Below are 19,402 nucleotides of genomic sequence, written 5' to 3' on the forward strand. Positions count from 1 at the left end.
TCACAATAAAAAGGCATTGCAGGAGCGCTCCATGATTCGGCCTACCGCTGAACTCACCCCGGCCGGCACCAGTTATCTGGCGACCGGCCAAGGCCAACCCGTGGTGTTGATCCACGGTGTGGGCCTGAACAAAGAAATGTGGGGCGGCCAGATCGTTGGCCTGGCCACGCAATACCGGGTGATCGCCTACGACATGCTCGGCCATGGCGCCAGCCCGCGACCGGCCAGCGGCACCGCCCTGCTCGGTTATGCCGATCAGTTGCTGGAGCTGCTCGACCACCTGCAATTGCCCTTGGCATCAGTGATCGGTTTTTCCATGGGCGGTCTGGTGGCGCGGGCCTTTGCCCTGCATTACCCGGAGCGCCTGAAAAGCCTGGTGGTGCTCAACAGCGTGTTCAACCGCAGCGAAGAGCAGCGCGCCGGGGTCATCGCCCGCACCGCGCAGGCTGCCGAACATGGGCCGGACGCGAATGCCGAAGCGGCGCTGTCGCGCTGGTTCAGCCGTGAGTATCAGGCGGCCAACCCGGCGCAGATCGCCGCGATTCGCCAGACCCTGGCCGGCAATGACCCGCAGGGTTACCTGACCACCTACGAATTGTTCGCCACCCAGGACATGTACCGCGCCGACGATCTGGGCAGCATTCAGGCGCCGACGCTAATCGCCACCGGCGAGCTGGACCCCGGATCGACGCCGGAAATGGCCGAGCAACTGGCCGCGCGCATTCCCGGCGCGAAGGTTGCCGTGCTGCCCGAGCAACGGCATATGATGCCGGTAGAGTCGCCTCGGCTGGTGAACCAGACACTGCTGGAATTTCTCGAAACCGCACACGCCCGACAAAACCATATAAAGGGGATCGTTGCATGACACTCGCACGCTTCCAGATGTGCATCGGCGGAGAATGGGTCGACGCCCTCTCCGGCAAGACTTTCGAAAGCCTCAACCCTGCGCTGGCCGAGCCTTGGGCCGAACTGCCCGACGCCGATGAAGCCGATGTCGAACGCGCCGTGCAAGCCGCACAGACCGCCTTCGAAAGCCCGGCATGGCGTGGCCTGACCGCCACCGCTCGCGGCAAGCTGCTGCGTCGTCTCGGTGACCTGATCGCAGAAAACAAGGAACAACTGGCGCAGCTGGAAAGCCGCGACAACGGCAAACTGATCCGCGAAACTCGGGGTCAGGTCGGTTATCTGCCGGAGTTTTTCCACTACACTGCCGGCCTTGCCGACAAGCTCGAAGGCGGCACCCTGCCGCTGGACAAGCCCGACCTGTTTGCCTACACCGTGCACGAAGCCATGGGTGTGGTCGCCGCGATCATTCCGTGGAACAGCCCGCTCTATCTGACCGCGATCAAACTGGCGCCGGCGCTGGCAGCGGGCAACACCATCGTGATCAAGCCGTCGGAACACGCCTCGGCGACCATTCTGGAATTGGCGCGCCTGGCCCTCGAAGCCGGAATTCCACCGGGCGTGGTCAACGTCGTCACCGGTTACGGCCCGAGCACCGGCGCCGCCCTCACCCGTCATCCACTGATCCGCAAGATCGCCTTCACCGGCGGCGCGGCCACGGCCCGACATGTGGTGCGCAGCAGCGCCGAGAACTTCGCCAAGCTGTCGCTGGAACTGGGCGGCAAGTCGCCGAACATCATCTTCGCCGACGCTGATCTCGACAGCGCAATCAATGGTGCAATTGCCGGGATTTACGCGGCGTCCGGCCAGAGCTGCGTATCCGGTTCGCGACTGCTGGTGCAGGACGAAATCTACGACGAGTTCGTCAGCCGACTGGTGGAACGCGCCCGGCGCATCCGCATCGGTAACCCGCAGGATGACAGCAGCGAAATGGGCCCGATGGCTACCGCGCAGCAACTGGCGGTGGTTGAAGGTCTGGTGGCGGATGCCATCGCTGAAGGTGCGCGCCTGCGACTGGGTGGCAAGCGCCCGAGTGGCGTCGGTGACGGCTGGTTCTATGAACCGACGCTGTTCGAGTGCGACCGCAATTCGATGAAGATCATGCAGGAAGAAGTCTTTGGTCCGGTGGCCTCGGTGATTCGTTTCAAAGATGAAGCCGAAGCACTGGCGATTGCCAACGACTCGCAGTTCGGCCTCGCCGCCGGCATCTGGACCCGTGATCTGGGCCGCGCCCATCGCCTGGCCCGGGACGTGCGTTCGGGAATCATCTGGGTCAACACCTACCGCGCGGTGTCGGCGATGGCACCGATCGGAGGCTTCAAGAACAGTGGCTATGGACGCGAAAGCGGCATCGACTCGGTGCTGGCCTACACCGAACTGAAAACGGTGTGGATCAACCTCTCCCAGGCACCGATGCCTGATCCGTTTGTGATGCGCTAGGAGTCCAGCGACATGATCGAACCCGGTATTTACAAAGACGTCATGAGCTCGTTTCCGTCCGGGGTCACGGTGGTCACCACCCTCGACCCGGACGGCAGCATCGTCGGGATCACCGCCAGCGCCTTCAGTGCTCTGTCGATTGATCCGGCGCTGGTACTGTTCTGTCCCAACTACGCCTCCGACACCTACCCGGTGCTGCGCGACAGCAAGCGTTTCGCGATCCATTTGCTGTCCGCCGACCAGACCGCCGAGGCCTACGCTTTCGCTGGCAAAGGCAAGGACAAGGCCAACGGCATCGACTGGCATTTGAGCGAGCTCGGTAACCCGATCCTCGCCAAGGCCACGGCGATCATCGAGTGCGAGCTGTGGCGCGAATACGACGGCGGCGACCACGCGATCATCGTTGGCGCGGTGAAGAACCTGATCCTGCCGGAGCAACCGGTGACGCCGATGATTTATCACAAGGGCAAGCTCGGCGCGTTGCCGACACTGGGTTGAGCGGAGGACACATGAGCAACGAGAAATATGAGCAAGGCCTGAAGATCCGCACCCAGGTGCTCGGCAAAGACTATGTGCAGCGCTCGATCAAGAACGCCGACGACTTCAACCGCCCGCTGCAGGAAATGGTCACCGAATACTGCTGGGGCCATGTCTGGGGGCGCGAGGGCCTGTCGCTTAAGGAGCGCAGCATGATCAACCTGGCGATGATCTCCGCGCTGAACCGCCCGCACGAACTGAAACTGCATGTGCGTGGCGCCTTGCGTAACGGCCTGAGTCGTGAGCAAATACGCGAAATTCTGCTTCAGGTCGGTATTTATTGCGGCGTCCCGGCAGCCGTGGACAGTTTCCGGCTCGCCCGTGAAGCCTTCGCCGAAGCCGACGCCGAGGCCTCCAGTTAACCCCTCGGCTGTTTTGATGCCCGTCTGGCATGGACAGCCACCTTAAAGAGCGGACCCCATGAAACGCCTGCCACTCGACGACAGCTTCAAGGTCAATCGCAACCCCGTCACCCTGCGCGAAATCGTGCTGGATAAACTGCGAAGCGCCATCATGAACTTCCAGCTGCTACCGGGCGATCGCCTGGTGGAGCGCGATCTGTGCGATCGCCTGGGCGTGAGCCGTACGTCGGTGCGTGAAGCCTTGCGTCACCTGGAATCCGAAGGCCTGGTGGAATTCGCCGACGCCAAGGGCCCGCGCGTGGCGATCATCACCCTCGCCGATGCCGTCGACATTTATGAACTGCGTTGCGTGCTTGAAGGCTTGATCGTCCAGCTGTTCACCCTGCGCGCCAAGGCCAAGGACATCAAGGCCCTGGAAAAAGCCCTCGACGAGAACCGCAAAGCGCTCAAGGATGGCGAGCTGCAACAGGTGATCGACTCGGTGCAGGGTTTCTACGACGTGCTGCTGGAAGGCTCGGGCAACCATGTGGCGGCCACCCAGTTGCGTCAGTTGCAGGCGCGCATCAGCTACCTGCGAGCAACGTCGGTATCCCAGGAAAACCGTCGCGGCGCCAGTAATCACGAGATGGAAAAAATGGTCGAGGCGATCAAGAGCGGCGATCCGCTGGCGGCGCATCAGGCGTGCGTCGATCACGTTCGTGCGGCGGCGGCAGTGGCCCTCGATTACCTGAAGCGCAAACAGGAAGAAACCGGCGCCACACCGGCGATCACCCTGCCCATCGCGCTGAAAGAACCGCGCATAGGTCACTGACATGTTCAGCCCGAGCTTTTGCCCGAAATGCGGTGGCGCTGACCTCGGTCAGCAGGTGCCGCCGGGCGATACGCACGAGCGCCTGATGTGCCGCAGCTGCGGCTACATCCACTATGTGAACCCGAAAATCATCGCCGGCTGCATCATTGAGCAGGACGGCAAATACCTCTTGTGCCAACGGGCGATCCCTCCGCGCCCGGGCACCTGGACCCTGCCCGCCGGTTTCATGGAAAGCGGCGAAACCACCGAACAGGCCGCCCTGCGCGAAGTCTGGGAAGAAAGCGGCGTACGCGCGGAAATCGTCTCGCCTTACTCGATCTTCAGCGTGCCGAAGATCAGCGAGGTCTACATCATCTTCCGCGCCCTCGCACTGGAGATCACCGGCCAGTACGGCCCGGAAACCCAGGACTGCAAATTCTTCGCCCCCGAAGACATTCCGTGGGACCAGATCTACTACCCGGCGATCCGGCAGATCCTCGAACGCTACATCGAGGAACGCCAGGCCGGGGTGTATGGCATGTACATGGGCAATGACGACAGCGGCAAGATTCATTTCATGCGTTGATCGCGCTGCTTACGGCGCCATCCCTTCGACAATAACGATCTCCGCCCTCGCCCACTCCTCCCGGTAGCTCTTCGCTTCCTGATACGCCGCCGAGCGATAGCACGCCACCGCCTGCTCGTAACTGTCGAACTCGATCACCACACTGCGCTGCGGCGTCGTCCGGCCTTCCACCGCTTCGCTGCGCCCGCCTCTCGCCAGAAACTTCGCACCAAACTCGGCGAACGCTTTCGGCGCGCGCTGGGTGTATTGGCTGTAGTGATCGGGATCGGTGATGTCCACGTGAGCAATCCAGTACGCCTTCATAGTGACCTCTTGGTTGAATTTGTATTATGGTATACCACGAATTTCATCCACATCGAGAGTCCAGCATGGCCTTCAACAGCATCGAAGAAATCATCGAAGATTATCGCCTCGGCAAAATGGTGTTGCTGGTCGATGACGAAGACCGGGAAAACGAAGGCGACCTGCTACTGGCCGCCGACCGTTGCACGCCCGAAGCGATCAGTTTCATGGCTCGTGAGGCTCGGGGGCTGATCTGCCTGACGTTGACCGACGATCACTGCCAGCGCCTGGGGCTGGAGCAGATGGTACCGAGCAATGGCAGCGTGTTCAGCACCGCGTTCACAGTTTCCATTGAAGCGGCGGTCGGCGTGACTACCGGGATTTCCGCCGCTGACCGCGCTTGTACGGTGGCCGCTGCGGTGGCGCCAAATGCTCGCGCAGAAGACTTGGTGCAACCCGGCCATATCTTCCCGCTGCGCGCCAAGGAAGGTGGCGTGCTGACCCGTGCCGGCCACACCGAGGCCGGTTGCGATCTGGCGCGTCTGGCGGGTTTCACCCCGGCCTCGGTGATCGTCGAGGTGATGAACGACGACGGCACCATGGCCCGTCGTCCGGATCTGGAAGTCTTTGCGCGCAAGCACGGGATCAAGATCGGCACCATCGCCGACCTGATCCACTATCGCCTGAGCACCGAACACACCATCGAACGCATCGGCGAACGGGAATTGCCGACGGTGCATGGCACCTTCCGTTTGATCACCTTCGAAGACCGCATCGAGGGCGGCGTACACATGGCGATGGTCATGGGTGAATTGCGCCGTGAGGAACCGACGCTGGTGCGTGTGCATGTGATCGACCCGCTGCGGGATCTGGTCGGCGCCGAGTACAGCGGGCCGACGAACTGGACGCTGTGGGCAGCGCTGCAACGGGTCGCCGCCGAAGGCCATGGCGTGGTCGTGGTGCTGGCCAATCATGAGTCGTCGCAGGCGTTGCTGGAGCGGGTGCCGCAACTGACACAGCCGCCACGGCAGTTCAGTCGTTCGCAATCGCGGATCTATTCGGAGGTTGGCACCGGGGCGCAGATTCTGCAGAACCTGGGCGTCGGCAAGCTGCGCCACCTGGGCCCGCCGCTGAAATACGCCGGTTTGACTGGCTACGATCTGGAAGTGGTCGAGAGCATTCCGTTCACCGAATAACCCTGTTTGCCAGATAGCCGGTAAGGCAAAGTGCTTGCACAAAGTTTGGAATACCATAATATGATATTCCATAGACCGGACGACCTGAAAAACCGTCCAGCTACTGCTCCCGACAGGCGGGCAACAACGCAAGCCCGCTCAAAAACACAACAATGAGGGCGTAAAAATGGTGTTGAACAAAGCTGCAACCGCGATCTTTCTTGCGGGACTGCTGAGCGTGACCGGTCAGGCCGCGATGGCCGCCGTGAGTGTGAACTTTGTCAGCTGGGGCGGTAGCACCCAGGATGCGCAGAAACAGGCTTGGGCTGATCCGTTCAGCAAGGCCAGCGGCATCACCGTCGTGCAGGACGGCCCGACCGACTACGGCAAACTCAAGGCCATGGTCGAAAGCGGCAACGTTCAATGGGACGTGGTCGACGTCGAAGCCGATTTCGCCCTGCGCGCCGCGTCCGAGGGCCTGCTCGAACCCCTCGATTTCAAACAGATCCAGCGCGACAAGATCGACCCACGCTTCGTCAGCGACTATGGCGTCGGCTCGTTCTTCTTCTCCTTCGTCCTCGGCTATAACGAGGGCAAACTCGGCGCCAACAAGCCGCAGGACTGGAGCGCACTGTTCGACACCAAGACCTACCCCGGCAAACGCGCCCTGTACAAATGGCCGAGCCCCGGCGTGCTTGAACTGGCCCTGCTCGCCGACGGCGTACCGGCCGACAAGCTCTACCCGCTGGACCTGGATCGCGCCTTCAAGAAACTCGACACCATCAAGAAAGACATCGTCTGGTGGGGCGGCGGCGCGCAATCGCAGCAACTGCTGGCCTCCGGTGAAGCGAGCATGGGCCAGTTCTGGAACGGCCGGATTCACGCCCTGCAAGAAGACGGCGCACCGGTGGGCGTGAGCTGGAAACAGAACCTCGTAATGGCTGACATTCTGGTCGTGCCAAAGGGCTCGAAAAACAAGGACGCGGCGATGAAGTTCCTGGCCAGCGCCAGCAGTGCCAAGGGTCAAGCGGACTTCTCCAACCTGACCGCCTATGCCCCGGTCAACGTCGACAGTGTGCAGCGTCTGGACTCGACGCTGGCCCCGAACCTGCCGACTGCCTACGCTAAGGATCAGATCACTCTTGATTTCGCGTACTGGGCCAAGAATGGCCAGTCCATCGCGACACGGTGGAACGAATGGCTGGTCAAATGAAAATGGCGGCCACCGCGTCCCGTCCCTCCACTGCCACCGGGAGCGCCGCCAGCGCTGCCGGGTCGGCCGCCGGAAAAAAGGCCAGTACGATGGCGCCAGCCCCGTCCCTCAAGCAACGCTGGCGCGGCGCCGGCAACCTCGCGCCGGCGCTGCTGTTCCTCGGCCTGTTCTTTCTCGCGCCGTTGATTGGCCTGCTGTTGCGCGGCGTGCTGGAACCGGTGCCGGGCCTTGGCAACTACGAACAACTGTTCGCCAACTCGGCTTACGCACGGGTGCTGTTCAACACCTTCTCGGTGGCAGGACTGGTGACGGTGTTCAGCCTGTTGCTGGGCTTTCCGCTGGCATGGGCGATCACTCTGGTGCCGCGCGGCTGGGGCCGCTGGATCCTCAACATCGTGCTGCTGTCGATGTGGACCAGTCTCCTCGCCCGCACTTATTCGTGGCTGGTGCTGTTACAGGCTTCGGGCGTCATCAATAAAGCCTTGATGGCCATGGGCATCATCGATCAGCCGCTGGAAATGGTGCACAACCTGACCGGCGTGGTGATCGGCATGAGCTACATCATGATCCCGTTCATCGTGCTGCCGTTGCAGGCGACCATGCAGGCCATCGACCCGATGATCCTGCAGGCCGGCTCGATCTGTGGCGCGAGCCCGTGGACCAACTTCTTCCGGGTGTTCCTGCCGCTGTGCCGGCCGGGTCTGGCGTCCGGCGGGTTGATGGTGTTCGTGATGTCGCTCGGTTACTACGTCACCCCGGCGCTGCTGGGCGGGGCGCAGAACATGATGCTGCCGGAGTTCATCATTCAGCAGGTGCAGTCGTTCCTCAACTGGGGCCTGGCCAGCGCCGGCGCCGCGTTGCTGATCGTCATCACGCTGGTGCTGTTCTACGTCTACCTGAAGCTGCAGCCGGAATCCCCGGTTGGCGCCAGTAACGCGAGGTAAGCCGAGATGCTCCTGACCCCCAATGCCATGAGCCGCCGGATGCGCTTCGGCCTGTACGCCACCACCGGGCTGATCGCGCTGTTTCTGCTGCTGCCGATCGTTTTTATTGTCCTGCTGTCGTTCGGCTCGTCCCAGTGGCTGGTATTCCCGCCGCCGGGCTGGACGCTGAAATGGTACGGCCAGTTCTTCTCCAACGCCGACTGGATGAACGCAGCGGCAGCCAGCCTCAAGGTTGCGGTACTGACCACGATCTGCGCCGTGGCCCTAGGTTTGCCGACTGCTTTCGCCCTGGTGCGCGGACGCTTCCCCGGCCGGGAAATGCTCTACGGCCTGTTCACCCTGCCGATGATCGTGCCGCTGGTGATCATCGCCGTGGCGGTGTACGCGCTGTTCCTCAAGCTCGGCTACACCGGGACGATGTTCGCCTTCGTCGTCAGCCATGTGATCGTTGCGCTGCCGTTCACCATCATCTCGATCATCAACTCGCTGAAGCTGTTCGATCAGTCGATTGAAGATGCGGCGGTGATCTGCGGGGCGTCACGCCTGCAAGCGGTGTTCAAGGTGACCTTTCCGGCGATTCGTCCGGGGATGGTGGCCGGCGCCCTCTTCGCTTTCCTGGTTTCGTGGGACGAAGTAGTGCTGAGCGTGATGATGGCCAGCCCGACCCTGCAAACCCTTCCCGTGAAAATGTGGACCACCCTGCGCCAGGACCTGACGCCCGTGATCGCCGTCGCCTCGACGCTGCTGATCGGCCTGTCGGTATTGGTCATGGTGATCGCCGCCGCGCTGCGCCGGCGCAACGAAATCAGCGCCTGAGCGCCAGGAGTACGACATGAGTGCCGTGATCAAAGACGCATCCCAGCAGAACGACAAACCCCTGGTCAGCCTGCGCAACCTGAACAAGCACTACGGCGATTTCGCCGCCGTGGACAACATCTCGCTGGACATCAAGGACGGCGAGTTCCTGACCTTTCTCGGCTCCAGCGGCTCGGGCAAAAGCACCACACTGTCGATGCTCGCCGGGTTCGAAACCCCGAGCAGCGGCGAGATCCTGGTCAACTGCCAGTCGCTGGTCAACGTGCCGCCGCACAAACGCGACATCGGCATGGTGTTCCAGCGTTACTCGCTGTTCCCGCATCTGTCGGTGCGCGACAACATCGCGTTCCCGCTGGCGATCCGCAAACTCGCGGCGGCCGAGCGTGACAAACGTGTCGACGCGATGCTGAAACTGGTGCAACTGGAGCAGTTCGCCCATCGCCGCCCTTCGCAACTGTCCGGCGGCCAGCAGCAACGGGTCGCCATCGCCCGGGCGCTGGTTTACGAGCCACGCATCCTGTTGATGGACGAACCCCTCGGCGCGCTGGACAAGAAACTTCGTGAAGATTTGCAGGATGAATTGCGCCAACTGCACCGCCGCCTCGGCATCACCATCGTCTACGTGACCCACGATCAGGAAGAAGCCATGCGCCTGTCCCAGCGCATCGCGATTTTCAGTCACGGCAAGATTGTCGGGCTCGGCAGCGGTTATGACCTGTACCAGAATCCGCCGAATGCATTTGTGGCGTCGTTCCTCGGCAACTCGAACTTCCTCAAGCTCAAGGCACAGGGCAACGGCGCGGCGAGTTTTGAAGGGCAGTCGCTGTCGATTCGCCTGACTGCCGGATTGCAGACCGGGCAGGATGTTTTGCTGATGGTGCGCCCGGAAAAGGCGTTGGCGTTGAGTGTGCAGCAGGCGAATGACGAGCCGTTGGCGGCGGGTTGGAACGAGGTTTCGGCGAAGGTGGTCGAGGTGCTGTTTCTGGGTGAGAGCCAGACCTGCAGTGTGGTGACTTCCGGCGGGACTTCGATGACGGTGAAGGCGCTGTCGGCGGCGGGGATGCCGTTGAAGGCTGGCGATCCGGTGCAGGTGCGCTGGGCGACGTCTGATGCCTGCGTCTACACCGAGTGGGCCGAAAGCGATCTGAACAAAGCCGCGGGTGCTCACTGACCTGCGGACGTTTCGCGTGTTACTTGCGGCCACCGCAACGTCGGGTTGCGGTGGCCTTTTTTTCAAGCGATGGCCGTAAAACCTTCGATCTGATCAGGCCAGGTCGTCAACACCTCAAACCCGTCCTCCGTAACCGCCACCATGTGTTCCCACTGCGCCGACAGCGAGCCATCCTTGGTCAGCACGGTCCAGCCATCCGGCATGTTCTTCACATGGCGCTTGCCGGCATTGAGCATCGGCTCAATGGTGAAGATCATCCCCGCTTTCAGCTTCAGGCCCTGATTCGGGTAGCCGTAATGCAGCACTTGCGGCTCATCGTGATAGACCTTGCCGATCCCGTGCCCGCAGTATTCGCGCACCACGCTGAAACCTTCCCTTTCCGCCAGACTTTGAATCGCATGACCGATGTCACCCAGGGTGGCGCCCGGACGCACCACGCGAATACCGGCGCACATGGCCTCATAGGTGGTCTTGATCAGATGCTGCGCCTGGGCTGAAGCCTCGCCGACCACGTACATGCGGCTGGTGTCACCGAACCAGCCGTCCTTGATCACGGCGATGTCGAGGTTGAGGATGTCGCCATCCTTCAAAGGCGTGCCCGATGGAATGCCGTGACAGACCACGTCGTTGACCGACGCGCAGACGGTTTTCGGGAAGCCGTGATAACCGACGTTGGCCGGAATGGCTTTCTGCACATTGACGATGTAGTCGTTGCACAAGCGGTCGAGTTGATCAGTGGTAACGCCAGCCTTGACGTGCGGCACCAGCATCGCCAGTACCTCGGCTGCCAGTTGGCCGGCCACGCGGGATTGGGCGATTTCAGCCCGGGTATTGATCTTGATCGGGTTTCTCATGCCTTGGCTGCCTCTTGAACCGGGATGTTCTGCGCGGCATCGGCCAAGGCACAGATTTGTTGCAGATCCAGACCACCCGCCAGCTCGGCGCGAATCAGCAACCGGCAAATGGCGTGGTGATCAAGGTCGGGATAGAGCTCGGCGAGCATGCCGATGCGCATCCAGTGCTCGGCCTGCGCGTTGATCGAGCGGCTCAGTGCGTTGCTGGAGATGCGCAGATTCTCGTGCATGTCCTCTGAAATCTTTACGATGCCCATGACAAAATCCGATATGGAATATATATGTAACGTATATTAATCGGGCATTCCTTAGAATTGCAAATTTCGCTGACGAGTCAAATCGCAGGCAAAAAAAAGCTGCCAGAGTTGGCAGCCAAAATCATGAAAAGCACGCGATGTATTGAGGGCAAGTATGGACACCCGATAATGACAGTGTCATGACAGCGCTAGATTCATTGAACCGCCCTCCGCGCGTCATCAGGTTGTCATTGAAGCCATTGCAGAATCCTCGCAAACCGCCCGGGCCTGGGGCGGTGGATTTTGCAAGGATTCCCATGAAAGAAGACGCCTCGGTATTTGCTGCCATCGATCTCGGTTCGAATGCGTTTCGAATGATGATCGGCCAGTCGGTCCGCAGCAGAAAGGGCTTCATGATTCAGGAAGTGAAAACCTTGCGTGAACCGGTGCGGCTGGCCGAGGGATTCGATGCCCGGGCGCTCGACGAAATGGCGCTGGATCGCGGCTGGCAGGCCCTGGCGCGGTTCGGCAAAAAGCTGCGCGGATTCGAGCAGGGCCCTGAGCGCCCGCTACTTTCGCAATGGCGAGATTTCCCCCGGAGCCCTTCAAGAGGCTGAGCGTGTGGCCATCCTGCAATTCGAGAAAGTCGCCCGCCGCTATCGCGCCCAGGGCTGGCAGCAGACCATCGGCTCCTCGGGCACGGCACGGATGTTGGCCAAAGTGCTCAAGGCCAATCGCCTGAACGACTACGGTCATGGCGGCATCACCTACGGCGGCCTGCTGCGGCTGTCGCTTCGCCTGCTGGAAGTCAGCAATGTGCGGCAACTGAAACTCGCCGGTCTGCAGCCCCATCGTCAGAGCATCCTGCCCGGCGGTCTGGTGGTCATGCTCGCCGCCTTCAAGGTGTTCGGCATCGCGCAAATGCAGCCGTCGGAGCCCGGTTTGAGGCTGGGTGTTCTGCACGGCCTGATGAGCAACCACTGATCGGTTTTCGCTGCCGGATATTCATCGTCAGATCAAGCTGTTCATGCCGCTGAAGACGCCCTTTGAATACTCGATGACGCCTCTGTGTAAACCTCGGTAAATCGCTCCCTTCCCCTCTCTGATTTCGTTCTATGGTTAGATCGAAATGGCTGAATTGCACGCTGACTAATGGTTGCGACAGTTGATGTCTGCGCCTATGTTGCACGCGAGCTTTTCCCCCGCGAATGGAACGCGATCAACACCACAAAGAGGTGAAGAAATGTCAAAGGAATCACGCCCTGCCGTACTTGGGCTGATCGGCAATACTCCGCTGGTACAAGTCACCCGCTTCGATACCGGTCTGTGCACTCTGTTTCTCAAGCTCGAATCCCAGAACCCCGGCGGCTCGATCAAGGATCGTATCGGCCTGGCGATGATCGACGCCGCCGAGCGCGACGGTCGCCTGCAACCCGGTGGCACCATCGTTGAAGCCACTGCCGGCAACACCGGCCTGGGCCTGGCATTGGTAGGCCGCGCCAAGGGCTACCGCGTCGTGCTGGTGGTGCCGGACAAGATGTCCACGGAAAAAGTCCTGCACCTCAAGGCCATGGGCGCCGAAGTGCACATCACCCGCTCCGATGTCGGCAAGGGCCACCCCGAGTATTACCAGGACGTCGCCGCCCGTCTGGCGAAAGACATCCCCGGCGCATTCTTCGCCGACCAGTTCAACAACCCCGCCAACCCGCTGGCCCACGAATGCAGCACCGCGCCTGAAATCTGGGCGCAAACCGAGCATGATCTGGATGCCATCGTGGTCGGCGTCGGTTCCGCCGGTACGCTGACCGGTCTGACCCGTTTCTTCAAACGCGTACAACCAGACCTCGAGATGGTCCTGGCCGACCCGGTCGGTTCGGTCATGGCTGAATACAGCCGCAGCAAGCACCTCGGCACTGCCGGTTCGTGGGCGGTGGAAGGCATCGGCGAAGACTTCATTCCGTCGATCACCGACCTGTCGAGCGTGCGCAGCGCCTACTCGATCAGCGACGAAGAAAGCTTCGATCACGCCCGCCAGTTGCTGCGTTCCGAGGGCATTCTCGGTGGTTCGTCCACCGGCACCCTGCTCGCTGCCGCGCTGCGTTACTGCCGTGAGCAGACTGTGCCGAAACGTGTGGTCAGCTTCGTCTGCGACACCGGTACACGCTACCTGTCGAAGGTCTACAACGACCAGTGGATGACCGATCAGGGCCTGTTGCAGCGCAAACGCTACGGCGATTTGCGCGACCTCATTGCCCGTCGCTTCGAAGACGGCAAAGTGGTCAGCGTCGGCCCGGACGACACCCTGATGACCGCGTTCCAGCGCATGCGCCTGGCGGATGTTTCGCAACTGCCGGTGCTGGTGGAAGGCAAACAACTGGTCGGTGTGATCGACGAATCGGACATTCTGGTGCGCGTACACGAAGATGCCACGCTCTTCAGCAAACCCGTCGCCAGCGCGATGACGGACAAACTGCAAACCCTCGCCCCCGCCGCGACCCTGGCTGAACTGGAAGCCGTGCTCAGCAGCGGCCTGGTGGCGATCATTGCCGACGCCTCGGGCTTCCACGGCCTGATCACCCGCGTCGACATGCTCAACCAACTACGGAGATCCCTTGCATGAGTCAGCACGACAAGAACGCCCGCCCGCAGGGTTTCGCCACTCGCGTGATCCACGCCGGACAAACGCCGGACCCGACCACCGGCGCGCTGATGCCGCCGATCTACGCCAACTCCACCTATCTGCAAGACAGCCCCGGCGTGCACAAGGGGTTCGACTACGGCCGCTCGCACAACCCGACGCGTTTTGCCCTGGAGCGTTGCGTGGCGGATCTGGAGGGCGGCACTCAGGCATTTGCCTTCGCGTCCGGGCTGGCGACCATTTCCACCGTGCTCGAACTGATCGACGCCGGGTCGCACATCGTCTCCGGCAATGACTTGTATGGCGGAACGTTCCGCCTGTTCGACAAGGTGCGCCAGCGCAGCGCCGGGCATCGTTTCAGTTACGTCGACCTGGCCGACCTGTCCGCGTTCGAAGCATCGTTACAGGACGACACACGCATGGTCATGGTCGAAACCCCGACCAACCCGTTGCTGAGTCTGTCCGACCTCGCCGCCATCGCGCGCATCTGCAAGGCGCGCGGGATCATCTGCGTGGCCGACAACACCTTCGCCAGCCCGTGGATCCAGCGTCCGCTGGAACTGGGTTTCGACATCGTGCTGCACTCGACCACCAAATACCTGAACGGTCACTCCGACGTGATCGGCGGCATCGCGGTGGTTGGCGACAATCCTGCGCTGGCCGAGCGCCTGGGCTTCCTGCAGAACGCTGTCGGCGCCATCTCGGGCCCGTTCGACGCTTTCCTCACCCTGCGCGGCGTGAAGACACTGGCGCTGCGCATGGAACGTCATTGCAGTAACGCACTGGATCTGGCTCGCTGGCTGGAACAACAGCCTCAGGTGAAGCGCGTCTACTACCCTGGCCTGGAATCCCATCCGCAGCACGAACTGGCCAGGCGTCAGATGCGTGGTTTCGGCGGGATGATTTCCCTGGATCTGAACAGTGATCTGGCAGGCGCTCGCCGCTTCCTGGAGAACGTGCAGATTTTCGCCCTGGCCGAAAGCCTCGGCGGTGTGGAAAGCTTGATCGAGCACCCGGCGATCATGACTCACGCGACCATCCCGGCCGAAACCCGTGCCAAGCTTGGTATCGGTGACAGCCTGGTGCGTCTGTCGGTGGGCGTCGAGGATATCGAAGACCTGCGGGCGGATCTGGCGCAGGCCCTGGCCAGTATCTAATCCGCAAAAACGTCAAAGCCCGCACGAGGCGGGCTTTGGTGTTTGAGTAGGCGGCCAGTGCTGGTCTCTGGCTTACGAGGTTTATCAGGACTCCCACAGTACAGGCAATGTGCTCTGCTGCTTCACACGGCATAAGGGCTGGAACCCAGCGCGGGGTTCTTTCTAACCGTGTACCCTTCGGAACGCGCCCAACGCCTCCTCGCTATCCGCTTGCGCATCAGTCTGCGTCTTCGCCTACATTCTTGAGCCTAGCAAACACGCTGTGTTGCGCTACGCGTTTTTTAGATTGATTGTTTTCTAGCGTTTGCCTGCAAGGAAGCTAACCGACTATCGCCTTCAAGGCCCTTCCTCCTGCCACCCGCCGAGGGCGAACTATACTTTTGAATTCGCTGTCCGGATTTCATGTAAACCGTCGACACCCGTGCGCCTTGTGGTGCGCCCGTGCCAATCGCCAATCTGGTTAACCCCGGGCCAACGAGCCGCGCCGTCACCGATGTTCGACGGGCAATGCTCGGATGCTTTGTGGCTGATGGGTCGTGGAGAAAATCATGAAACACAAGCTTTGGTCAGGCCTGGTCCTGGCGGTCGCGGCAATGATGGTAGTGATGCCCGAAGTCTGGGCGGCGCAGGCGCAGGCTGTGGCGTCTGACGGGGCGGATCATGTGGGTGCAGGTTCGGTAGCCTCGGATGGCTCGGATCACGTTGGCGCCAAAGCCGTCGCATCTGACGGTGCCGATCATGTGGGCGCTGGGGCCGTCGCCTCTGATGGGGCCGATCACGTGGGCGCTGGGGCCGTCGCTTCCGATGGGGCCGATCACGTGGGCGCTGGGGCCGTCGCCTCTGATGGGGCCGATCACGTGGGCGCCGGCGCAGTCGCTTCCGATGGGGCCGATCACGTGGGCGCTGGGGCCGTCGCCTCTGATGGGGCCGATCACGTGGGCGCTGGGGCCGTCGCTTCCGATGGTGCCGACCACGTGGGCGCCGGCGCAGTCGCCTCCGATGGCGCAGACAAGGTGGACGCCAGACGGCTCGCCTACTCTCGCCGTGGCGTGGGCTCCGATCAGGTAGCGTCCGCCCTCATGACCGGCAGCTATTCAGACCAGTTCAACAGTCCTCAGTAGTGCTTTTTGGCGCGACCGGCGGCCCGCCGGTTGCGCCGCACTAGCACATTTGTGCTAATCGACCACCCCGTTCCCTGGCGTTATATTCCCTCGCAACCCCCGACATTCCCCAACATTGCCGCTGCGCAGTGCGCGGGATCGTTGTGCCTGGAAAAACAACAACATCAAGGAAGCAACACCATGAAACTGCATCTCTGCCTCACCAGAATCACCGTCCTGGGTGCCCTGCTCCTCGGCGCCACCGGTTGCCAGACCGCCAAGCCCACCGAAGACAGCATGCGCGAACGGGCCCAGACCGTCATCGGCAAGCCTGTTTCCAAAATCGGCAACATCCGCAACGACAGCACCCTGACCTACTACACCGCCTACACCGCCGCCGGCGAATACAACTGCGAACTGCCCAGTGGCGCAATCATCGCGGTCGCCAGCATGGGCATCATGACGCCTCCGCTGTCCTGCCTGCCCAAAGGCGCGTCGCCGATTCCGGTCCAGTAAACCGTTACACCGCCTTCTCATCCGGTAAAGGATTGCGTTCGATCATGAAAACACTCATCGCCACTCTCAGCCTCGCCGCCGTCGTGCTCACCGGCTGCGCCACACCGAAACAATGGGAAGCCACCGGCGGCAGCAAGACCGATGGCGTCGTCCAGGTTTCCTATGAACTGGGCCAGTTCGAAAGCGGGCAAACCTCCGCTGCACAGGGGCTGGCCACGGCCGAAGGACGCTGCAAAGTCTGGGGCTACAAGAGCGCCGAAGTCTCCGGCTCGGAGAAAAATATCTGCCGCACCATGGGCCAGTACAACTGCCTGCAAACCACCATCACGCAGGACTATCTGTGTAAGCGCTGACCGCTTCGGTCTGCCGGTCGCGCAGCGCACGCAAGGTCGCGCGCAGCTCGGCCGGGCGTACCGGTTTGGAAAGAATAGCTATCTGGCGGTCATGCAGGGCCGCCTGGATTTTCTCGATGTCGTGCCCGGTGATGATCATGGCCGGCACCGCAAAACCCCGCTGACGGCGAACTTCGTCGATGCACTCGATACCGGTGCTGTGCGAGCCGAGATCATAGTCGGCAACGATGATGTCGCAATCGGTGACCAGCCCCTGCCCCGTCAGTTCGGCCTGCACGACACAGCCCCAGCGCTCCAGCAGCGCCGAGGTCGCCAGCAGAACGTTATGGTCATCCTCCACCAGACACACCTTCAACCCCGTCAGCAATCCGACTTGACGAACCTCGTCGCGACTGACCGGCAACTGCGGTGCCGCCCGTGACAACCCCAGCAGCGTCACAGCCGTGCCATGCCCCAGCCGCGAGCGAATCAACACATCGACACCGATCATCTGCCCCAGCCGCTTGACGATCGACAGGCCCAGCCCCACGCCTTCAACGTCCTTGTCACGCAATTGACGGGCCCGATAAAACTCCTCGAAAACCCTGGGCAGATGCTCCTCGGCGATGCCGCTGCCACGGTCATACACCACGATGGCCAACCCCGCGCCCTTTCTACGCACGCCCACCAGCACCGGCCGCTGCGCGCCATATTTGAAGCAGTTGGACAGCACGTTCTGCACCATGGTCGCCAACAGGGCCGGGTCGGTGCGCACCCAATGCTCGCAGCGGTGCAGGCGCAGATCGACCCCGGCCCAACGCGCGGCTTCGGCATTCTGACGAATCAGTTCCGTCAGCCACTGCCCCAGCTCCAGCGTTTGCATCCTGGGTTGAACCCGGCCGTTATCGAGGGTGTACAGATCGAGGATCGAGCGGAAAAGCTGCGACACGTTGAGCAGCGACCGGTCGATATTGTCCACCAGCCGCCGCTCTTCCTCGCCCAGCCGCGACTCGCGAAGACACGCGGTAAACAGGCCGATGGAGTGGATCGGCTGGCGCAGGTCGTGACTGGCCTGGGCCAGGAATCGCGATTTCTCCAGATTCGCCGCGACGGCCTCTTCAGAGGCCTTGCGCGTGCGCTCCAGCAGCAAGTGCGCGTACACCGGAATCACCGTGCTGGTGATCATCAGCATCAGCACCATGAACGGTTGCGCCTGCCAGTACGGCGTCAACCGATAGACCGCCAACAGTGCCAGCAAGGCCAGCACCGTGGCAATCGCCAGATAGCGCGAGCCGTAGCGCATGCCGTTACCGAGGTTGACCCAAACCATGACGGCATAGATGGGCAGCGCCGCCTCGCCACCGACCACCAGACCAAAGCAGGTGCCGGTGTAATCGTGGACCATGCCGAAAATCCGCCGCGCCGGATAATGCCCCGGCCAACGCACGATGGCCTGGCGCAGCCCGACGGAGGCCAGCAAAAACAGGGCAATGTAAGTGACGACCGGCAGATAGGTATCGAAGTGCTGGTCCGGCAGGAAACCGAGCACGGTCATGTAAACCAAGGCGATACTGGCGATGATGATGCGCAGGTTAGCCTGGTCGAGCTCGGTGTTCTTCTCGAACTTCATGGGGAACGTCCTTGTGCGGTAATCGTCAGATTCAGCACGAATCGACAGGCAATGCCTTCGCCCGGTGCTAAGGTGCACGCCGTGAGCAATGCCTACCCAGGGAGGGTTGTGCCATGACATGCCGAATCATCATAGCCGACGATCATCCGCTGTTTCGCGAAGCGATGCTGCGCACGGTTCAGCGCCTGCTGCCTGAAGCACTGATCGACGAAGCCGGCGACCTCGACAGCGTGCTCGCCCTGCTGCCTTCCGGTGATGAGCCGGACACCTTGATCCTCGATCTGCGCTTCCCCGGCCTGACTTGCGTCAGCCAGCTCGGTGAGCTGCGCCGACGTTTGCCGCGTACCACGCTGATCGTGGTGTCGATGGTGGATGACGAGGCGCTGATCGGCGAAGTCATGTCAGCGGGCATCGACGGTTTCATCGGCAAGAACATCGCCCCCGATGAAATCGGCGAGGCCATCCTGGCGATCCGCGAAGGCGAAGTGCTTGTGAAGTTCGCCCCGTCGGGCCTGCTGCCACTGGAAACTGGCGCCACCCTCACCCCGCGCCAGCAGGATGTGCTGCGGCTGATTGCGCAGGGCAAGACCAACAAGGAAATCGCCCGTGAGCTGGATATTTCCCCGTTCACGGTGCGGATTCATGTGTCGTCTTTGTTGCGGGTGCTCAACGTGCCATCGCGGGCAGCGGCGGCAGTCAAGTATTCCGGTGCGGGTTAGT

The 19,402-nt window shown here is 61.8% G+C and carries 20 protein-coding genes and 1 pseudogene; 17 read left to right on the forward strand and 4 right to left on the reverse strand.

Annotated features, from left to right (window positions below; genetic code table 11):
* The first annotated feature begins 31 nt into the window (after positions 1-31).
* The 6 genes from CAF87_RS13780 to CAF87_RS13805 are packed head-to-tail and all read left to right on the forward strand — an operon-like array spanning position 32 to position 4,618.
* Positions 32-865: an alpha/beta fold hydrolase gene (locus CAF87_RS13780; protein ID WP_085731889.1), complete on the forward strand. Its 834-nt coding sequence runs from the start codon at positions 32-34 to the stop codon at positions 863-865.
* The gene (locus CAF87_RS13785; RefSeq protein WP_085731890.1) at positions 862-2,343 is read left to right on the forward strand and encodes an aldehyde dehydrogenase; all 1,482 of its coding nucleotides are present in this window, start codon (positions 862-864) and stop codon (positions 2,341-2,343) included. Before CAF87_RS13780 ends, CAF87_RS13785 begins: the two co-directional genes overlap by 4 nt.
* 12 nt (positions 2,344-2,355) lie before the next feature.
* Positions 2,356-2,841, forward strand: a complete 486-nt coding sequence (locus CAF87_RS13790; RefSeq protein ID WP_085731891.1) for a flavin reductase family protein — start codon at positions 2,356-2,358, stop codon at positions 2,839-2,841.
* An 11-nt stretch (positions 2,842-2,852) separates the two neighbouring features.
* On the forward strand, positions 2,853-3,242 hold the full coding sequence (locus CAF87_RS13795) for a carboxymuconolactone decarboxylase family protein (RefSeq protein ID WP_085731892.1): 390 nt from the start codon (positions 2,853-2,855) through the stop codon (positions 3,240-3,242).
* A gap of 58 nt (positions 3,243-3,300) precedes the next feature.
* Positions 3,301-4,053 (forward strand): GntR family transcriptional regulator, encoded by a 753-nt coding sequence (locus CAF87_RS13800; RefSeq protein WP_085731893.1) that lies wholly within the window; start codon positions 3,301-3,303, stop codon positions 4,051-4,053.
* 1 nt (position 4,054) lies between these two features.
* Positions 4,055-4,618 carry an NUDIX hydrolase gene (locus CAF87_RS13805; RefSeq protein WP_085731894.1) on the forward strand — a complete coding sequence of 188 codons (564 nt, stop codon included), beginning with the start codon at positions 4,055-4,057 and terminating at the stop codon, positions 4,616-4,618.
* Positions 4,619-4,627: 9 nt separating this feature from the next.
* Here the strand turns inward: CAF87_RS13805 and CAF87_RS13810 are convergent, their stop codons facing one another.
* Positions 4,628-4,921, reverse strand: coding sequence for a DUF1330 domain-containing protein (locus tag CAF87_RS13810; RefSeq protein ID WP_085731895.1), 294 nt, complete (start codon positions 4,919-4,921; stop codon positions 4,628-4,630).
* 65 nt (positions 4,922-4,986) lie between these two features.
* On the opposite strand from CAF87_RS13810, the gene ribBA reads away from it, so the two are divergent.
* The 5 genes from ribBA (at position 4,987) to CAF87_RS13835 (ending at position 10,219) form a co-directional block, all read left to right on the forward strand.
* Entirely contained in the window at positions 4,987-6,096 is a 1,110-nt protein-coding gene (ribBA, locus tag CAF87_RS13815; protein ID WP_085711338.1) for a bifunctional 3,4-dihydroxy-2-butanone-4-phosphate synthase/GTP cyclohydrolase II, read from the forward strand.
* A gap of 166 nt (positions 6,097-6,262) precedes the next feature.
* Positions 6,263-7,288 (forward strand): ABC transporter substrate-binding protein, encoded by a 1,026-nt coding sequence (locus CAF87_RS13820; RefSeq protein ID WP_085731896.1) that lies wholly within the window; start codon positions 6,263-6,265, stop codon positions 7,286-7,288.
* Positions 7,285-8,232 (forward strand): ABC transporter permease, encoded by a 948-nt coding sequence (locus CAF87_RS13825; protein WP_085731897.1) that lies wholly within the window; start codon positions 7,285-7,287, stop codon positions 8,230-8,232. Before CAF87_RS13820 ends, CAF87_RS13825 begins: the two co-directional genes overlap by 4 nt.
* Positions 8,233-8,238: 6 nt before the next feature.
* The gene (locus tag CAF87_RS13830; RefSeq protein ID WP_085711341.1) at positions 8,239-9,048 is read left to right on the forward strand and encodes an ABC transporter permease; all 810 of its coding nucleotides are present in this window, start codon (positions 8,239-8,241) and stop codon (positions 9,046-9,048) included.
* A gap of 16 nt (positions 9,049-9,064) precedes the next feature.
* Positions 9,065-10,219, forward strand: coding sequence for an ABC transporter ATP-binding protein (locus tag CAF87_RS13835; RefSeq protein ID WP_085731898.1), 1,155 nt, complete (start codon positions 9,065-9,067; stop codon positions 10,217-10,219).
* Positions 10,220-10,281: 62 nt separating this feature from the next.
* Here CAF87_RS13835 and map read toward each other — a convergent pair whose 3' ends face one another.
* Together map and CAF87_RS13845 are read right to left on the reverse strand one after the other, a co-directional pair.
* Positions 10,282-11,073: a type I methionyl aminopeptidase gene (gene map, locus CAF87_RS13840; RefSeq protein ID WP_085731899.1), complete on the reverse strand. Its 792-nt coding sequence runs from the start codon at positions 11,071-11,073 to the stop codon at positions 10,282-10,284.
* Positions 11,070-11,330 carry a ParD-like family protein gene (locus CAF87_RS13845; RefSeq protein ID WP_085731900.1) on the reverse strand — a complete coding sequence of 87 codons (261 nt, stop codon included), beginning with the start codon at positions 11,328-11,330 and terminating at the stop codon, positions 11,070-11,072. Before CAF87_RS13845 ends, map begins: the two co-directional genes overlap by 4 nt.
* Positions 11,331-11,626: 296 nt before the next feature.
* On the opposite strand from CAF87_RS13845, the pseudogene CAF87_RS13850 reads away from it, so the two are divergent.
* The 5 genes and pseudogenes from CAF87_RS13850 to yecR all read left to right on the forward strand — a co-directional run bounded on the left by CAF87_RS13850 (position 11,627) and on the right by yecR (position 17,073).
* Positions 11,627-12,293: pseudogene (locus CAF87_RS13850) on the forward strand (hypothetical protein).
* 259 nt (positions 12,294-12,552) lie between these two features.
* On the forward strand, positions 12,553-13,929 hold the full coding sequence (locus CAF87_RS13855; RefSeq protein WP_085711346.1) for a pyridoxal-phosphate dependent enzyme: 1,377 nt from the start codon (positions 12,553-12,555) through the stop codon (positions 13,927-13,929).
* Positions 13,926-15,104 carry a cystathionine gamma-synthase gene (locus CAF87_RS13860; protein WP_085731901.1) on the forward strand — a complete coding sequence of 393 codons (1,179 nt, stop codon included), beginning with the start codon at positions 13,926-13,928 and terminating at the stop codon, positions 15,102-15,104. The genes CAF87_RS13855 and CAF87_RS13860 overlap by 4 nt, the downstream gene beginning before the upstream one ends.
* A gap of 1,301 nt (positions 15,105-16,405) precedes the next feature.
* Positions 16,406-16,720, forward strand: a complete 315-nt coding sequence (locus CAF87_RS13870; protein ID WP_085731902.1) for a hypothetical protein — start codon at positions 16,406-16,408, stop codon at positions 16,718-16,720.
* 44 nt (positions 16,721-16,764) lie between these two features.
* On the forward strand, positions 16,765-17,073 hold the full coding sequence (gene yecR, locus CAF87_RS13875) for a YecR family lipoprotein (protein WP_007950440.1): 309 nt from the start codon (positions 16,765-16,767) through the stop codon (positions 17,071-17,073).
* Here yecR and CAF87_RS13880 read toward each other — a convergent pair.
* Positions 17,045-18,682 carry a hybrid sensor histidine kinase/response regulator gene (locus CAF87_RS13880; RefSeq protein ID WP_085731903.1) on the reverse strand — a complete coding sequence of 546 codons (1,638 nt, stop codon included), beginning with the start codon at positions 18,680-18,682 and terminating at the stop codon, positions 17,045-17,047. The genes yecR and CAF87_RS13880 overlap by 29 nt on opposite strands.
* Positions 18,683-18,795: 113 nt before the next feature.
* Here CAF87_RS13880 and CAF87_RS13885 point away from each other — a divergent pair, with 113 nt between their 5' ends.
* Positions 18,796-19,401: a response regulator transcription factor gene (locus tag CAF87_RS13885; protein ID WP_085731904.1), complete on the forward strand. Its 606-nt coding sequence runs from the start codon at positions 18,796-18,798 to the stop codon at positions 19,399-19,401.
* Position 19,402: the final 1 nt, after the last annotated feature.

This window comes from Pseudomonas sp. R38(2017) (assembly GCF_002112395.1).
Taxonomy (GTDB): Bacteria; Pseudomonadota; Gammaproteobacteria; order Pseudomonadales; family Pseudomonadaceae; genus Aquipseudomonas.

Excerpts from the sequence above, each read along its gene's own strand:
- CAF87_RS13800 (WP_085731893.1), top strand. The coding sequence starts at position 3,301 with ATGAAACGCCTGCCACTCGACGACAGCTTCAAGGTCAATCGCAACCCC.
- CAF87_RS13845 (WP_085731900.1), bottom strand. The coding sequence starts at position 11,330 with ATGGGCATCGTAAAGATTTCAGAGGACATGCACGAGAATCTGCGCATC.
- map (WP_085731899.1), bottom strand. The coding sequence starts at position 11,073 with ATGAGAAACCCGATCAAGATCAATACCCGGGCTGAAATCGCCCAATCC.
- CAF87_RS13870 (WP_085731902.1), top strand. The coding sequence starts at position 16,406 with ATGAAACTGCATCTCTGCCTCACCAGAATCACCGTCCTGGGTGCCCTG.
- CAF87_RS13795 (WP_085731892.1), top strand. The coding sequence starts at position 2,853 with ATGAGCAACGAGAAATATGAGCAAGGCCTGAAGATCCGCACCCAGGTG.
- CAF87_RS13855 (WP_085711346.1), top strand. The coding sequence starts at position 12,553 with ATGTCAAAGGAATCACGCCCTGCCGTACTTGGGCTGATCGGCAATACT.
- CAF87_RS13880 (WP_085731903.1), bottom strand. The coding sequence starts at position 18,682 with ATGAAGTTCGAGAAGAACACCGAGCTCGACCAGGCTAACCTGCGCATC.
- CAF87_RS13825 (WP_085731897.1), top strand. The coding sequence starts at position 7,285 with ATGAAAATGGCGGCCACCGCGTCCCGTCCCTCCACTGCCACCGGGAGC.
- CAF87_RS13835 (WP_085731898.1), top strand. The coding sequence starts at position 9,065 with ATGAGTGCCGTGATCAAAGACGCATCCCAGCAGAACGACAAACCCCTG.
- yecR (WP_007950440.1), top strand. The coding sequence starts at position 16,765 with ATGAAAACACTCATCGCCACTCTCAGCCTCGCCGCCGTCGTGCTCACC.
- CAF87_RS13785 (WP_085731890.1), top strand. The coding sequence starts at position 862 with ATGACACTCGCACGCTTCCAGATGTGCATCGGCGGAGAATGGGTCGAC.
- CAF87_RS13885 (WP_085731904.1), top strand. The coding sequence starts at position 18,796 with ATGACATGCCGAATCATCATAGCCGACGATCATCCGCTGTTTCGCGAA.
- CAF87_RS13805 (WP_085731894.1), top strand. The coding sequence starts at position 4,055 with ATGTTCAGCCCGAGCTTTTGCCCGAAATGCGGTGGCGCTGACCTCGGT.
- CAF87_RS13780 (WP_085731889.1), top strand. The coding sequence starts at position 32 with ATGATTCGGCCTACCGCTGAACTCACCCCGGCCGGCACCAGTTATCTG.
- CAF87_RS13810 (WP_085731895.1), bottom strand. The coding sequence starts at position 4,921 with ATGAAGGCGTACTGGATTGCTCACGTGGACATCACCGATCCCGATCAC.
- CAF87_RS13790 (WP_085731891.1), top strand. The coding sequence starts at position 2,356 with ATGATCGAACCCGGTATTTACAAAGACGTCATGAGCTCGTTTCCGTCC.
- CAF87_RS13860 (WP_085731901.1), top strand. The coding sequence starts at position 13,926 with ATGAGTCAGCACGACAAGAACGCCCGCCCGCAGGGTTTCGCCACTCGC.
- CAF87_RS13820 (WP_085731896.1), top strand. The coding sequence starts at position 6,263 with ATGGTGTTGAACAAAGCTGCAACCGCGATCTTTCTTGCGGGACTGCTG.
- ribBA (WP_085711338.1), top strand. The coding sequence starts at position 4,987 with ATGGCCTTCAACAGCATCGAAGAAATCATCGAAGATTATCGCCTCGGC.
- CAF87_RS13830 (WP_085711341.1), top strand. The coding sequence starts at position 8,239 with ATGCTCCTGACCCCCAATGCCATGAGCCGCCGGATGCGCTTCGGCCTG.